Here is a 15643-nt window from a genome sequence, read left to right as displayed (position 1 = left end):
CTGGGAGAGAGGGCCGGTGCCCGGGGCGGCGGGCACGGAATCGGCCGTTCGGGGTCGGTCGGACGACGGAAACAAAACTACTGCACGGTACGGGCGGCCGTCCCGGGAACCGCTCGCTCACCCGTCCACCGGGCCGAGGCGGTCCCGCACCGCGTCCAGGGAGAGCAGCGCCACGTGCAGCGACACGCAGGTCTCCACCGAGTCGAGGTCGGCGCCGAGCACCCGGGAGATGCGGCGCAGCCGCTCGTAGAAGGCGGGCCGGGACAGGTGCGCGGTGGACGCGGCCAGGGCCTTGTTCCGGCCGGCCTCCAGGTAGCAGCGGAGCATCTCGGTCAGGTCGCTGCCGTGCCGGGCGTCGTAGGCGAGCAGCGCGCCCAGCTCCCGCTCCACGTAGGTCTGCAGCCGCTCGTCGTCCCGGAACAGGTGCAGCAGGCCGCGCAGGTGCAGGTCGGGCAGGCGGTACAGCAGCCGGCCGGGCTGGCGCAGCGCCACGTCGCCCACCTGCCGGGCCTCCAGGAACGAGCGGCGGACCTCGCGGATGTCGTCGGTGGGCGAGCCGACGGCCAGCACCGGCCCGGTCCCGGTGAGCTCGCGGATCCGCTCGGCGAGCCGCTGCAGCTGGGGTTCGGGGTCGCGCCCGCGGGGCAGCGCCAGCAGCACGCCGACCCGGACGTCGTCCAGCGACCCGACCAGCGCCGGCAGCCGGACCTCTCGGCAGGCGCGGGCGACCGCCTCGGCCCCGTCGGCCAGCCGGGCCTCCGCGCTGAGCCCGGTGCCGCCGTCCGGCAGCCGCAGCACCAGCCCGCTCAGCGACCGGCCGTCCAGCGGCACCCCGACGGCGCGGGCGCGCACCAGCGCCTCCTGCGGGTCGGAGTAGGAGCGGTCCACGATGCCCGCGATGATGGTGCGGTGCGTCTGGCGCTCCAGGCTCTCCTGGTGCCGCTCCAGCAGCCGGCCCAGGGCCAGCGTGGTGGCGGCGCGCTCCAGCAGCATCGAGTGCCGGGGCGAGGGCGCGGCGCCGCAGATCAGGATCAGCCGCCCCCAGTCCTGCCCGCGGGCCCCGACCACGGTGGCCAGCCAGCCCATCGAGGCGTCGTGCACGGTGCGGGTCTCCGAGCGCAGGGTGCGCGAGCGCGACTCCCAGGAGGCCAGGACCGCCTCCGGGTCCTCCCCGCCGAGCTCGCAGAGGAGCACCTGGTGGCTGAGGTTCTCCAGCACCACCGGGCAGCCGGAGAGCCGCGCCACCTCGTGCAGCACCCGCTCGGGGCGGGCGCCCTCCACCGAGAGCCGGGTGAACACCTCGTGCAGCCGCTCGGACTCGCGGGACTCCTCCAGCTGCCGGTTGACCACCCGGACGTGCACCGCCTCGGTGATCTCCACGAAGCGGGTCTCCCGCTCCAGCGAGACCACCGGGATGCGGGCGTCGCGGGCGGCCTCCAGCAGGGCGCGCGGCAGCTCCGACTCGGCGCCGTACTTGCGGCCCAGCTCGACGGCGATCCCGCTGACCCCGACCGAGGCCAGGTCCTGCACGTAGCGGCGGAGCTCGTCGGCGGAGTCCGGCATGGCGATGCCGGTGGTCAGCACCAGCTCGCCGCCGCGCAGCAGGTGGGCCAGGTCGGTGACCTCGGCGATGTGGACCCAGCGGACGGTGACGTCGAGCAGGTCCTCGCCGACCACGACGCGGGGGCGCGCCCGCTGCACGACGGGGATGCGGAGGACTTCGGCGAGAGTGGGGAGCACACTCCGAGTCTACGGCGGGGGTTCCTGCTATGTGTCAAACGCGAGTGCCGCCCGATTTACAGAGTGATGGCGGAAACCCAGAAAAATACTTTACAGAGTGTCAGATCCATAGCGGCGGAAACTTCACAGTGGCGCTGGCGGGCGGAGGGGCGGCGGAGTGAGACTGAGGTCATGTCGGAACTGCACGAGCGTCACCGCGCTGTCATGCCTTCGTGGCTCTCCCTCTACTACGACGACCCGATCGAGATCACCGGCGGCAAGGGGAACCGCGTCACCGACGCCGCCGGCGAGACCTACCTGGACTTCTTCGCCGGCATCCTGACCAACATGATCGGCTACGACGTGGCCGAGGTGCGCGAGGCCGTCGAGCGGCAGCTCGCCAGGGGCGTCGTGCACACCTCCACGCTGTACCTGCTGCGCGGCCAGGTCGAGCTGGCCGAGAAGATCGCCCGGCTCTCCGGCATCCCCGACGCCAAGGTCTTCTTCACCAACTCGGGCACCGAGGCCAACGAGACCGCCCTGCTGCTGGCCACCGCGGCGCGCCGCTCCGACGAGGTGCTGGCCATGCGCGGCAGCTACCACGGCCGCTCCTTCGGCGCCGTCGCCGTCACCGGCAACAAGGCGTGGAAGAACTCCTCCCTCTCCCCGCTCAACGTGCACTACCTGCACGGCACCGACCGGGAGCTGCCCGCCTTCCGCGGCATGGACGACGCGGCCTACACCGAGGCCTGCGTCGCCGACCTGCGGGAGGTGCTGGCCACCGCGGTCACCGGCGACGTCGCCTGCCTGATCGCCGAGCCGGTGCAGGGCGTCGGCGGGTTCACCATGGCCCCCGACGGCCTGCTCGCCGCCTACAAGGAGGTGCTGGACGAGCACGGCGCCCTGCTCATCTCCGACGAGGTGCAGACCGGCTGGGGGCGGACCGGCTCCTCGTTCTGGGGCATCGGCAACCACGGCGTGGTCCCGGACGCGCTGACCTTCGCCAAGGGCCTCGGCAACGGCTTCGCGATCGGCGGCGTGGTCGCCCGCGGCGACCTGATGGACGGCCTGCCCGCCAACGGGCTGTCCACCTTCGGCGGCAACCCGGTCTCCACCGCCGCGGCCAACGCCACCCTGGACTACGTGCTCGACCACGACCTGCAGGCCAACGCGGACCGGCTCGGCCGGGTCGTGCTCGGCGGGCTGGCCCCGCTGGCCTCGCTGCCCACCGTGGGCGGGGTCCGCGGCAAGGGCCTGATGTTCGCCCTCGACATGGTCGACCCGGGCACCGGCGCGCCGTCGCCGGAGCTGGCCGGCGCGGTCCTGGAGGAGGCCCGCCGCCGGGGGCTGCTCATCGGCAAGGGCGGGCTGCGCGGCAACGTGCTGCGGATGGCGCCGCCGCTCACCCTCACCGAGGAGGAGGCCCGCGAGGGCCGGGACGTCCTGGCCGAGGCGGTCCGCGCGGTCGACGCCGCGGCGCGCTAGCCCGATCCGCCGGGGCGGCGGGCCTCCCGGGCTCCGCCGCCCCGCCCGCCCCCCTGTCCCATACGCCGGTCCCGGCGCCGCCGCCGAGACCGGCGCGAGAGCACCGAGCCGAGAGGTCCACCAGCATGTCCAAGCACGTCACCCACTGGATCGGCGGCAGGCCCGCCGCGGGCGCCGCGGAGCGCCGGGGGGACATCTACAACCCGGCCACCGGCAAGGTCGCCGGCACCGTCGACTTCGCCTCCCCGGCCGACGTCGACGCCGCGGTGGCGGCGGCGAAGGCCGCCTTCCCCGGCTGGCGCGACACCTCGCTGACCAAGCGGGTCGCGGTGCTGTTCCGCTTCCGCGAGCTGCTCAAGCGGCACGCGCCGGAGCTGGCCGAGCTGATCGGCGCCGAGCACGGCAAGGTCCGCTCGGACGCGGCCGGCGAGGTCGCCCGCGGCCTGGAGGTCGTCGAGTTCGCCTGCGGCATCCCCCACCTGCTCAAGGGCGGCTACTCGGAGAACGTCTCCACCGGCGTCGACGCCTACTCCATCCTGCAGCCGCTGGGCGTCGTCGCGGGGATCTCCCCGTTCAACTTCCCGGCCATGGTGCCGATGTGGATGTTCCCCGTCGCGATCGCCTGCGGCAACACCTTCGTCCTCAAGCCCAGCGAGAAGGACCCCTCGGCGTCGGTGCGCATCGCCGAGCTGTGGGCCGAGGCCGGGCTCCCCGAGGGCGTCTTCAACGTGCTGCACGGCGACAAGGCCGCCGTCGACGGCCTGCTGGAGCACGAGGACGTCAAGGCGGTCAGCTTCGTCGGCTCGACCCCGATCGCGCAGTACGTCTACGAGACGGCGGCCCGGCACGGCAAGCGGGTCCAGGCGCTGGGCGGGGCCAAGAACCACATGGTGGTGCTGCCCGACGCCGACCTGGACCTGGCCGCCGACGCCGCGGTGTCGGCCGGCTTCGGCTCGGCGGGGGAGCGGTGCATGGCGATCTCCGCGGTGGTCGCGGTGGACTCCATCGCCGACGACCTGCTGGAGCGGATCCGCGCCCGGGTCGCCGAGCTCCGGGTGGGGCCGGGCGACGACGAGCGCAGCGAGATGGGGCCGCTGGTCACCCGGGCGCACCGGGACAAGGTCGCCGGCTACCTGGAGACCGGGGTGCGCCAGGGGGCGACCCTGGCCATCGACGGCCGGGTGCACCCGGTGCTGGGCGGCGCCGCCGACGGGTTCTGGCTCGGCCCGTCGCTGCTGGACCACGTGACCCCGGAGATGAGCTGCTACACCGACGAGATCTTCGGCCCGGTGCTCTCGCTGCTCCGGGTCTCCGGCTACACCGAGGCGCTGGACCTGGTCAACGCCAACCCCTACGGCAACGGCACGGCGATCTTCACCAACGACGGCGGCGCGGCCCGGCGGTTCCAGAACGAGGTGGAGGTCGGGATGGTCGGCATCAACGTGCCGATCCCGGTGCCGATGGCCTACTACTCCTTCGGCGGCTGGAAGAAGTCGCTGTTCGGCGACTCGCACGCGCACGGCATGGAGGGGGTGCACTTCTACACCCGGACCAAGGCGGTCACCGCGCGCTGGCTCGACCCGTCGCACGGCGGGGTGGAGCTGGGCTTCCCGACCAACGGCTGAGCGCGCGGCGCCCCGGCGGGGCCGCCCGGCGCGGTATTTCCGGAAGGGATCCGTTCTACCAGGGGTCGGAGTGCGGCCGCGGGCAGTATCGTGGGGACCGATTCGCCGTGCGGCGGCCTGGGGGCGCAATACCGCACCGGCGAGAACCGACATAACCGGAAGACGCGCTCAATTCCCCTCCTCCCCACGGAAGCGGGCGCGTCGAGGGGGTGCCACCGGGCCCGCTCTCCCCCTGGGCCCGGGGCACCCCCTCTTCGATTCCCCGCTCCGCTCGCTCCGCCGCACGCCCGCCGTGGCGGGCGGACCCTCAGCGGACGGCGAACTCGGGCGCCTCGCCGCGCGCGCCATAGGCGGCGGCGAGGCCGCTGCACTCCGCGCACCCGAAGACGCAGCCGCCGTCGGGAAGCACGCCCAGCGGGTGGCGCGGGCGCGGCCAGCGCGCGTGGCAGATTGCGCAGGCATCCCCCATGCACTGCGCGTCGCTCAACAGCTCGGGACTGAAAGTGTGGTTATCGGTCGTTTCGTCGTCGGTGCCCGCATACGGCAATATGCTCAGACCGCTCAACGTCCCTGCTCCCCCCGTGGTTTAGGACAGTCTGGCGGACCTATAGAGATCGGCTCTTATTGAACCAGAAACGGTCTGCGACGGGAATGGCTCAGCCCGTTTCATGTGACTCTAAGCCCATGCATCTTAACTCTTGGTAGTCATCCAGGGAATACCTCGGTCAAGTCTTGGGGTGCATGGGGTATTTTGTCCGGTTTGTTGGTGACGCTTGGCTGAGCTAGCGGGGGACGACCGTGAACCGGCGCAGCCGGAGTGCCGGGTTCCGCTCCCGGACCTCGGCGATACGGGCCAGGTCGATACGGCCGACCGCTACCCCGGTCTGCTCACCCAGGGCGACGACGCGCGTGCCCATCGGATCGACCAGCATGCTGTTGCCCGAGCCCATCGGCGCGTTCTGCCCGGCGGCCGCCACATAGACCGTGTTCTCGATGGCCCGGGCGCGCACCAGCGTCGTCCAGTGGTCCTCCTTGAGCGGGCCGGGCACCCACTCCGCGGCCAGCAGCAGCACGTGCGCGCCGGCGTCGGCGATCCGCCGGGTCACCTCGGGGAACCGGAGGTCGTAGCAGGTCTGCAGGCCGAAGAGGACGCCGTCCACCTCGAAGGTCTCCGGCTCGGTGATCGGGCCGGGGGCGACGACGGCGGATTCGGTCACCCCGAACGCGTCGTAGAGGTGCAGTTTCCGGTAGCGGGCCTCCAGGGCGCCGTCCGGACCGAAAGCCGCCAGGGTGTTGGAGAACCGCTCGGGGGCATCGGGCAGGAACTCGTTCACCCCGGCCACCACGTGCACGCCGTACTCCCGGGCGAGCGCCGCCAGGCCGGAGGCGAACGGGCCGTCCAGCGGCTCGGCGGCCGCGACGAACCGCTCGTCGGTGCGGGGCGCGGTGAACATCGCGTACTCCGGCAGCAGCACCACCCGGGCGCCCTTCCCCGCCGCCTCGGCCACCAGGCCGCGCACCGCCGCCAGGTTCTCGTCCTTGTCCTCGCCGGGCGCGAACTGCCCGACCGCGACCGCCACCATGGCCAGCCTCCCACCGCCGTGAACACATCGTGCGCACCCATGCTGCCGCACCCCCGGCCCGCGGTGGCCATGGGGGACGCGAAGGGGCCCGCACCCCAGCGGAGTGCGGGCCCGTCCTGCCCGTCCGGCCGGCCCTTGGGGGCTACAGCCGGGCGAAGGCCTCCTCCAGGATGGACAGCCCCTCGTCGATCAGGTCGTCCCCGATGACCAGCGGCGGCAGCATCCGGATCACGTTGCCGTAGGTGCCGGCGGTCAGCAGGATGAGGCCCTGGGAGTGGCAGTACTTCACGACCTCGGCCAGCGCCTCGGTGTTCGGCGTCTTGTCGCCGCCGCCCTTGACCAGCTCGATGGCGATCATCGCGCCGCGGCCGCGCACGTCGCCGATGATGTCGTGCTTGCCGGCCAGGGCGCGCAGCCGGCCCAGCATCCGCTCGCCGATCGCGGCGGCCCGCTCGGCGAGCCCATCGGCCTCGATGGCCTCGATGGTGGCGAGCGCGGCGGCGCAGGCGGCCGGGTTGCCGCCGTAGGTGCCGCCCAGGCCGCCGCCGTGCACCGCGTCCATCAGCTCGGCGCGGCCGGTGACCGCGGCCAGCGGCAGGCCGCCGGCGATGCCCTTGGCGGTGGTGATGAGGTCGGGCACCACGCCCTCGTGGTCGCAGGCGAACATCCGGCCGGTGCGCGCGAAGCCGGTCTGCACCTCGTCGGCGATGAACACGATGCCGTTGGCGCGGCAGAACTCGGCGATCGCGGGCAGGAAGCCCTCGCCCGGGACGATGAAGCCGCCCTCGCCCTGGATCGGCTCGATCACCACGGCCGCCACGTTGTGCGCGCCGATCTGCTTGGTGATCTGCTCGATGGCCTGCGCGGCCGCCTCCGGCCCGCAGTTCTCCGGGCCGGTCGCCCACCGGTAGGGGTAGGCCATCGGCATCCGGTGCACCTCGCCGGCGAACGGCCCGAAGCCCTCCTTGTAGGGCATGTTCTTGGCGGTGAGCGCCATGGTGAGGTTGGTGCGGCCGTGGTAGGCGTGGTCGAAGGCGACGACCGCCTGGCGACCGGTGGCGCTGCGCGCGATCTTGACCGCGTTCTCCACCGCCTCCGCGCCGGAGTTGAGCAGCACGGAGCGCTTCTCGTGGCCGCCCGGGGTGAGCCGGTTCAGCGCCTCGCAGACCTCGACGTAGGAGTCGTAGGGGTTGACCATGAAGCAGGTGTGGGTGAACCGGGAGAGCTGCTCGGAGGCGCGCTCGACCACCCGCGGGTCGGCGTTGCCGACGTTGGTCACCGCGATGCCGGAGCCGAAGTCGATCAGCGCGTTGCCGTCGACGTCCTCGACGATGCCGCCGCCCGCCCGCTGCACGTAGATCGGCATGGTGCTGCCGACGCCCTTCGCGACCGCGCTGAGTCGGCGCTCCTGGAGCGCGCGGGACTGGGGGCCGGGGATCTCGGTGACGATCCGCCGGGCCTGGGCGACCTCGCTGGTGGCCATGGGTGCTCTCCTCCCTCGTCTGTGCGGCGGCGTGCCGGTGTGCCCGCCCCCTGGTGCCTGGCTTCGGCCGCTGGCGGCCTGCTCGACGCCTGCGACCTTATGGCCGCTCGGAGCGGACCCCCCATCTCCGTTCCGGATAAAATCAAGCCGCCACCTGGCCGAATTGGAAGGGCGGGCGGGAGCGCCGCCCGGAAGGGAGCCCCGTGCCGCCGACCCTCGGTGCCGTGCTGCGCATTCCCCGCCTCGGCCTGCGGCTGCGGGCCGGCGGCGACGACGCCGGCGCCCGCCGGGTGCGCTGGGTCGCCATCAGCGAGCTCACCGACCCCACCCCCTACCTGGAGGGCGGCGAGCTGGTGCTGACCACCGGCATCCGCTGGCCGGAGGAGCCGGGCCGGGACGCGGCGCTGTCCTACGTCCGCCGCCTGGCCGACCGGGGCGCGGCCGGGCTGGGGTTCGGCGTCGAGGTGGCGCACGACGACATCCCGGCGCCCCTGCTGGAGGCGGCCGGGGAGGTCGGCCTCCCGCTCATCGAGGTGCCCCGCCCCACCCCGTTCATGGCGGTCGGCAAGGCCGTCTCCCGGCTGCTCGCCGAGGAGGAGTACGAGGGGCTGACCCGCGCCTTCGACGCCCAGCGCCGGCTCACCCAGGCGGCCCTGCGCGGCGAGGCCGCGGTCGTCGAGCGCCTCGCCACCGAGCTGGCCCGGGCCGCCGCGCGTGCCGGAAGGGAGGCCGGCGCACCGGAGCCGGGCGCCGGCGGACCGGGCGGGGCGGCCCCGGAGGCGGCGGCGGAGGAGAGCGGCGCCGGCGGCTGGGTCCTCCTGCTCGACCAGGACGGCCGCCCCCGGCACGCGGTGCCGCCGGCCGCGGCGGAGCGCGCCGACGGGCTCGCCGGCGAGGTGCGCCGGCTCCGCGCCTCCAAGCGGCCCGCCGGGGCGTCGGTCGCCGCGCACGGGGAGACCGTCGCGGTGCAGGCCCTGGGGGTGGCCGGCCGGGTCCGCGGCTTCCTGGCGATCGGCGCCGCGCACCGGTTCGGCCCGGACGAGCGGACCCTGGTCAGCGCCGCGGCCTCGCTGCTCTCCCTGGAGCTGGAGCACCGCGACCCGGCCGGCGGCGACCTGGTCGGCGGCCTGGTGGAGGCCCTCCTGGAGGGCGGCCTGGACCTGGCCGGCGCGGACCGGCTGCGCGCGGCCCTGCCCGCACCGCCGCTGGTGGTGGCGGTGGCCGAGGCGCCGCCGGAGGACGCCGCGGCGCCGCTCCCCGCGGTCGCGGGCGACTGCCTCGCCGCCCGGTTGCCGGCCCGGGCCGAACCGGAGCCGGCGGCCCGGAGGGCCTCCGGCGGGGGCGGGCGGCGGACGCGGATCGCGGTGCTGGGCCCGGAGTCCGCCGACCCCGCCGGGGTGCTGGCCGGCCTCACCGGGGGGCCGGTCGGCGCGAGCCGCCCCGCGCCGCTGCCCGGCCTGCCCGCCGCGCGCGCCGAGGCCGAGCGCGCCCTGGAGGCGGCGCGCGGCGAGGGCGCCGCGGTGGTCCGCGCCGCCGAGCTCCCCGGCGGCTTCCTCGGCCTGGTCGGCGGCCCGGCCGGGACCCGCATCGCCGGCGAGGTCCTCGCCCCGCTCACCGGCCGCCGCTCCGCGGCGGACCTGCTCGCCTCGCTCCGCGCCTACCTCGCCGCCTCCGGCCGCTGGGACGCCGCGGCCGAGTCGATCGGCGTCCACCGGCACACCCTCCGGTACCGGATCAACCGGATCCGCGAACTGCTCCCCGGCGACCTCGACGACCCCGACTACCGCACCGAACTCTGGCTCGCCCTGCGCACCCTCGAACGCGACCGGGGCTGACGGGGAGGAACGGGACCGCCTCCGCTCCGTACCGGGCGTTCCGCAGGACTGCGGGGCGGGGATCGGGCATGCTGCAGGCATGGTGACCATGTCCCTGGCCGAGGCCCGAGAGCGGCTCTCCGAACTCGTGGACGATATCGAGCGCACCGGGGAGAGGGCGGTGATCACCAGAGACGGCAGAGAGGCGGCGGTCCTCATCGCCCCCGGCGACCTGGCGGCGCTGGAGGAGACCCTGGAGGTCCAGGGCGACTCCGAGCTGATGGGGCGGCTCGCCGAGTCCGAGGAGGACGTCCGGGCCGGCAGGGTTCTCGATGCCGAGGACGTCGCCGCGCTGATGGCGGAACGAAAGGCCCCCGGCGGCCCCTGAACCCTGCGCAGCGGGAACGGCGGGCGCCTCCGCGCGTCCGCCTCGCGGGGAATGCGGCCGTCATGGAGAAGAGAGCGGACGCCTGCCGCCCGTGCCGAGCCGCCGCCGGACCGGGGAGCGCCCGCCCCGGGCGGGGAAACGGAGGCGGGGCGGAGGGGAGAGGGCCGAAAAGGGGCGGGGAAAAGGGCATCCGGGCGGAATCCGCCGTCTTCCTGCGGGAAGGCGGGGACCGGCGGAGAATGGCCGGGATGGCGCTGGGTGACATCGCGCTCACCGAGCGGCTTCGGGTGTCCCTCCCGCCCTTTCCGGGCGGTACCGATCCCTCCTCGACACGTGAGGTGCGACGTGGCGGTCCCCCAGCACGACCCGGCGGTGCACGGCGGCTCCGAGGCGCGGCGGCCGGCGGCGGTCCGGGTGCTCCCGGCCCCCGCGCAGGCGGAGGGGCCGGTGGCGGCCGTCGCGGTGCCGGACGCGGTGCGCCGCAGCGTGGCCCGCTCCCCGCAGGCGGCCGCCGAGGAGCGGGCCGCCGCCCTCCTCGCCCATTACCGGGAGTGCCTGGTCCGGGAGGACGAGCTGGAGCACCTGATCGACCCGGACGAGCCGCCCGCGGGCCGCTGGGCGATGCTGCCCGGCGGCGCCGAGGAGCTGCTCAGCGGCGCGGAGAACAGCATCGGGATACCGCCCGGCGCCGCGGGCCCGCTGGACGGGGCGCGCGGCGGCCGGCTCCGCTACGGCTACCCCCTCGTCGTGCTCGCCGCCCGGGACGCCGCCGAACCGGACCACCACCTCCCCGCCGGCGGTGCGCCCCCGGTCCCGGCGGACCGGCCGCTCCGGGCCGCACCGCTGTTCGTCGCCGACGCCGTGGCCGCGCCCGCGGCGGCGGGCGGCCGGCCGCGGATCCGGCTCTCCGCGCCGCCCGAGGTCAACCCGGCCCTCCTCCGCTTCCTGGGGATCGACACCGCCCAGGAGTTCGCCGCCTTCCGGGAGGCGCTGCGCGGCCCGGACCGCCCCGGGCTGCGCGACGCCGCACTGGCCGTGCTGGCCCGGCTGCACATCGACCGGATCGACGACGTCGACCCCGGCCTGCTGCGCGGCCCCGTCCCCCTGGCCGACCTGCGGCCCGGCGCGCACAACACCGCCCTGCTCTTCCGGGCCGGATTCGGCGCGGGCCACGGGACCGGGGACCGGGGCTCCCACCCCGGCCGCACCGGGGTGGTCGCCGACCTCGACCCCGGGCGCAGGGACGCGGTGCGCCCCGAGCGGGCCGCCGCCACGGCCCTGGGGCCGCTCCTCGGCGGGGCCTCCCGGACCCGGGACGAACCGGTCCTCCCGGTGGCGGCGGAGCGGTTCGGCGAGGAGCACCACGCCGCCCTGGACTCGGCGATGCGCCGCACGCTCACCGCGGTCGCCGCACCTCCGGGCACCGGCGTCGGCCCGCTGGTCGACGCCGCGGTGCGCACCGCCCGGGCCGACGGGCAGAGCGTTCTGGTCGCCGTCCCGGAGGACCGGCTGCCGCCGTTCCCCGGCGCCGGCCCCGGCGGCGGACCGGGCGGCCCGGTGATGCGGGCCGGCGGCCCCGGGGCGCGCGCCGTCGAGGCGGCCGTGCTCACCCGGCTCGCCGGACCGGCCGGGGAGCCCTCCGACCACGTGGCCCGGCGGCGGAGCCTGCGCGACGACTGGGGCCGGGTGCGGGAGGCGTGGCGGGCGATCGACGCGGCGGCCTCCGGCGGGCACGCCCTGGCGCTGATCGCCGCCGAGCGCCGCCGCCTCGCCGAGCAGGGCTGGGACCCCGAGGAGCTGTTCGGGGCGGCCGGCCGGGAGCCCGGCTACTGGCTGCGCCGCGCCCGGCGCGCCCGGGAGGGCGGCTTCACCGGGCTCGCGCACCGCTCCGCGATCCGGCGCGACCTGGGCGTGGAGCCCACGGCGGAGAACCTGGACCTGCTCTGCCGCGCCGCGGCGCTGGAGGAGGAGTGGCGGGCCGCGCTCGACCGGCGCGGGCGCGCCGCACCGCTGCCCGAACTGCTCTCCGGCCTGGACGCCGCGCTCGCCTGCCACCTGCTCTCCGGCGCCGCCCACCTGGAGGCCGCCGAGGAGCGCCGGACCGCCCGGGGGCGCTCCGCCATCGCCGACCGGCTGGAGGCGCTGAACCGGCCGGACGACCCCTGGGGCGGCTTCGCGCGGCTGCTCGCGGCGGTGCCCGCCTGGTCGGTCGCGGTCCGCCGGGCGCGTGCCCTGCCCCCGGTCCCGGGCCTGTTCGACCTGGTGGTGGTGGCCGAGGCGGACCGGTTCGGCACCGCCGAACTGGTCCCGCTGCTGTACCGGGCCAAGCGCGCGCTGGTGATCGGCGACCCGGCGGCGCCCGCCCCGGCCGCCGCCCTGGACCCGGAGGAGGAGCGCGCCATGCGGGAGCGGGCCGGGCTGCCCGCCGACCGGCCGCCCCGCCGCGGAGGCGCGGACGGGTCGGCCTACCGGGCGTGCGCCGCGGCGGCGGAGGAGTCGGGCGGGGCCGTGCACCGGCTGGACGGTCGGGACGGCGCCCACCCGGAGATCACCGCCCTGGCCGCCCGGCACTGCTACGGCGGCCGGCTGCACGCGCTGACCGACCCGGAGGCGCTGCCGGTCCGCTCCGGGCCGGCGGTGGAGTGGCGGCACGCCCCGGGCCGGTGCGAGCCGGTGCCGGGCGGCTCCGCGGTCAACCGGGACGAGGCCTACCGGGTCGCGGTCCTGCTCCAGCAGCTCGACGGGTCGCTGCCGCCCGGGGCGCGGATCGGCGTCATCGCCCCGTTCCAGGCGCAGTGGACGCTCCTCCGCCGGCTGCTGCGCCGGCGCACCTTCGCGCACGAGGTCCGGGTGGGCGGCGCCGGGCACTTCCGACTCGGCGGGCGCGGCGAGGGCCTCTGGGACGCCCTGGACGGCGGTGCGGTCGACGTCATGGTGGTCTCGGCGACCGGCGTCCCCGACGGGTGGCGGCCCTCCCCGGGCGACGCCCCGAGCCGGGCGTGGGCCGCCGCGCTCACCCGCACCCGGGCCCGGCTGATCGTGGTGGGGGACAGGGCGCACTGGTCCGGCCGGGAGGGGACGGGCGGCGCGCTGTGCCGCGCGGCGAGCGCGGAGGAGACGGCCCCCGGGGCGGCGGGGGGCGAACCGGGCGCCGGCGAGCCGCCGGGCCCGGCGGCGCTCGCGCTGCTGCCCGCGCTGCGCGCCCGCGGAGCCGGGGCCGAACCGGGCCCCCGCGTCGCCGGATACCGCGCCGACCTGCGGGTCCGCACCCCCGACGGCACGCTGCTGGTCCTGGTCGACCAGGCCCGGACCGGCATCGGCCTGCGCCGCCTGCTGCACCGGGGCCGGCTGCTGGAGCGCCACTCCGGCGAACCGGTGGTGTGCGTGCCGGCCTGGCGCTGCCTCAGCGCCCCCGGCTCCGCCGCGGCCGAGATCCTCGCCGCCGCACCGGAGCGGCGGCACCCCCGCGACTGACCCCGCAGACCACCGGGGCCGCCGCCCGCCCGTCCGCGCGGCGCCGAGGTCCCCGCTCCTCCCCGCCGCTCCCGCGGTGCGCCGCCTCCGGGCGCCGGTCCCGGGGCGCCGTCGCCGGAGCCCCGGGACCGGGCACCGCCGGCCTCCGGATAGAGTGCGCTTCGGTCCGCGCGGAGCGGGCCGCGAAGGCGGACGAACAGGCCGGGCCGACCTGCCCGGGGACGAGGGGGCGGGGTGCCCGAAGGCCACACGCTGCACCGGTTGGCGGCGCACTTCACCGAGAACTACGCGGGTGCCCGGCTGCGGGTGTCCAGCCCGCAGGGCCGGTTCGCCGACGGGGCGCGGCGCCTGGACGGGCGGGTCCTGGAGGAGGGCGAGGCCCACGGCAAGCAGCTCTTCCTCGGCTTCGACTCCGGCGAATGGCTCCGCGTCCACCTGGGCCTGTACGGGGCGTGGACCTTCGGCGACGCCGACGGCGAGCGGTACCTGGGCGCGCCCCGGGCGCCCGGCGGCCGCAGCCGGACCCTGGAGCGCGACGGCGAGGGGTTCGTGCTGCCGCCCGAGCCGGTCGGCGCGGTCCGCGCCCGGCTGGTCAGCGGTACCGGCTGGGCCGACCTGCGCGGCCCCTCGGCCTGCGAGGTCATCGGGGAGGACGCCAAGCTCGCCGCGCAGGCGAAGCTGGGCCCCGACCCGCTGCGCGCCGACGCCGACCCCGAGCGGGCCTGGCGCACCGTCTCCCGGTCCCGGACCACCGTCGCGGCGCTGCTGATGCGCCAGGACGTCATCGCCGGCATCGGCAACATCTACCGGGCGGAGGCGCTGTTCCGGGCCGGCATCGACCCCTACCGGCCGGGCCGGGAGATCGACCGGTCCGAGTGGGAGGCGCTCTGGGAGGACCTGGTCGAGCTGCTCCGGATCGGCGTCCGGGAGGGGCAGATCGTCACCACCCGCCCCGAGCACCGGACGGACCCGGACGCCGCCCCGGTGCCCCGGCCGGACACGCTCTACGTCTGCTACCGCACCGGCGAGCCGTGCCGGGTGTGCGGCACCGGCGTGCGCTCCGCGGAGCTGGCCGGGCGCACCCTCTACTGGTGCCCCGGCTGCCAGAAGAAGTAGCCGGGGCCGTGCCGCCCGCGCCGGCCCGGCGCGGGCGGCGGCGGGTCAGCCCGCGGCCGGGTGCTCGGTCGCCAGCTCGACCCCGGTGCTGTCCTCGAAGGTCTCCAGCAGGCGCTCCGCCTCGGCCGGGTCGTCGGCGGACTCGACCCTCTCGGCGGTGAGCATCAGCAGCTCGGCCTTCTCCTCCACCCGGCCGCGCTCCAGCGCCTCGCCGGTGTCGGTGTTCTGGCCGCCGAAGGCCCGCACCGCCGCGTAGTAGATGTCCGCGACGCCGCGGCACACCCAGTCGCCGTCGCAGATGCCGTACAGGTCGTCGCGGAACACGTTGTCGATGCGCGCCCGGTTCTCCTCGGTGAACCGCTCCTGCAGCTTGAAGTTGCGGTAGCCGAAGTCGTGCCGGGCGCAGCCGGGCAGGAAGTCGTTGCCGAGCGGCTGGTCGGGGGAGTAGGAGCAGCCGTCGTTGGACCAGTCGAGCTGCCCGTCGTACGGGCGCTCGGCGCTGACCGAGGTGAACTCGGGGAGCGAGTAGGCGAAGACGTAGTCGTCGGTGATGCCGCGCAGCTCCTCCGGGGGGAGGGTGTCCGCGGCGGCCGGAGCGGGGGACGCCGCGAGGGCGGCCAGGGCTGCGAGTGCGGTGGCCGCGATGAGGCGCGGGCGGCCGGCGGGGGAGACGCGCATTCGGGTCCTCTCCGTATGCATCGGGACCGGGCCCCGGTCGGGGCCGGCCTGAAACGGGGGAATCGGGTGGTGCCAATCGGATTCCCGGGGCTGCGGAGCAGTGCGGGACACACGTGCCCACAGGTACGGCAGGGGTGATTCTGCTGGTAGGGGATGAAATGCGCAGGGTGGGGCACCCGCGCATTGCCGGGTTTTTACCCGGCGGCCGGTGACTTTACCTCGGCGGCGCGTTCCGGCGCGAGAGGTCCGGGCGGCCGGGTTCGGCGCTCGAGGCGGCC

General features: G+C 76.1%; 11 protein-coding genes. 6 read left to right on the top strand and 5 right to left on the bottom strand.

What is annotated here, in order from left to right; all coding sequences use genetic code 11:
• Positions 1-117: 117 nt before the first annotated feature.
• Positions 118-1740 carry a PucR family transcriptional regulator gene (locus tag D459_RS0108470; protein WP_020380094.1) on the bottom strand — a complete coding sequence of 541 codons (1623 nt, stop codon included), beginning with the start codon at positions 1738-1740 and terminating at the stop codon, positions 118-120.
• 171 nt (positions 1741-1911) lie between these two features.
• On the opposite strand from D459_RS0108470, the gene D459_RS0108465 reads away from it, so the two are divergent.
• Positions 1912-3204, top strand: a complete 1293-nt coding sequence (locus D459_RS0108465) for an aspartate aminotransferase family protein (protein ID WP_026120192.1) — start codon at positions 1912-1914, stop codon at positions 3202-3204.
• Positions 3205-3329: 125 nt separating this feature from the next.
• Positions 3330-4829 (top strand): CoA-acylating methylmalonate-semialdehyde dehydrogenase, encoded by a 1500-nt coding sequence (locus D459_RS0108460; protein ID WP_017592565.1) that lies wholly within the window; start codon positions 3330-3332, stop codon positions 4827-4829.
• Positions 4830-5136: 307 nt separating this feature from the next.
• Here D459_RS0108460 and D459_RS0108455 read toward each other — a convergent pair whose 3' ends face one another.
• From D459_RS0108455 to gabT, 3 genes are all read right to left on the bottom strand, one after another.
• Positions 5137-5385 carry a hypothetical protein gene (locus D459_RS0108455; RefSeq protein WP_241484973.1) on the bottom strand — a complete coding sequence of 83 codons (249 nt, stop codon included), beginning with the start codon at positions 5383-5385 and terminating at the stop codon, positions 5137-5139.
• 226 nt (positions 5386-5611) lie between these two features.
• The gene (locus D459_RS0108450; RefSeq protein ID WP_017592563.1) at positions 5612-6412 is read right to left on the bottom strand and encodes a carbon-nitrogen hydrolase family protein; all 801 of its coding nucleotides are present in this window, start codon (positions 6410-6412) and stop codon (positions 5612-5614) included.
• A 142-nt stretch (positions 6413-6554) separates the two neighbouring features.
• Entirely contained in the window at positions 6555-7895 is a 1341-nt protein-coding gene (gene gabT / locus D459_RS0108445; RefSeq protein ID WP_017592562.1) for a 4-aminobutyrate--2-oxoglutarate transaminase, read from the bottom strand.
• Between the two features lie 203 nt (positions 7896-8098).
• Between gabT and D459_RS0108440 the strand changes: the two genes are divergently transcribed.
• The 4 genes from D459_RS0108440 (at position 8099) to D459_RS0108425 (ending at position 14687) form a co-directional block, all read left to right on the top strand.
• On the top strand, positions 8099-9730 hold the full coding sequence (locus tag D459_RS0108440) for a PucR family transcriptional regulator (protein WP_017592561.1): 1632 nt from the start codon (positions 8099-8101) through the stop codon (positions 9728-9730).
• Positions 9731-9809: 79 nt separating this feature from the next.
• On the top strand, positions 9810-10097 hold the full coding sequence (locus tag D459_RS0108435; protein ID WP_017592560.1) for a type II toxin-antitoxin system Phd/YefM family antitoxin: 288 nt from the start codon (positions 9810-9812) through the stop codon (positions 10095-10097).
• Positions 10098-10442: 345 nt separating this feature from the next.
• Positions 10443-13571, top strand: coding sequence for an AAA domain-containing protein (locus tag D459_RS31125; protein ID WP_017592559.1), 3129 nt, complete (start codon positions 10443-10445; stop codon positions 13569-13571).
• A 234-nt stretch (positions 13572-13805) separates the two neighbouring features.
• Positions 13806-14687 (top strand): Fpg/Nei family DNA glycosylase, encoded by an 882-nt coding sequence (locus D459_RS0108425; protein ID WP_017592558.1) that lies wholly within the window; start codon positions 13806-13808, stop codon positions 14685-14687.
• Between the two features lie 45 nt (positions 14688-14732).
• Here D459_RS0108425 and D459_RS0108420 read toward each other — a convergent pair whose 3' ends face one another.
• Positions 14733-15365 (bottom strand): phospholipase, encoded by a 633-nt coding sequence (locus tag D459_RS0108420; RefSeq protein WP_017592557.1) that lies wholly within the window; start codon positions 15363-15365, stop codon positions 14733-14735.
• Positions 15366-15643 lie beyond the last annotated feature (278 nt).

The sequence above is a fragment of the Nocardiopsis potens DSM 45234 genome, from assembly GCF_000341105.1.
GTDB lineage: Bacteria > Actinomycetota > Actinomycetes > Streptosporangiales > Streptosporangiaceae > Nocardiopsis_A > Nocardiopsis_A potens.
Note: the sequence above shows the minus strand (reverse complement) of the source record. Positions and strands in the feature narration are given on the sequence as shown.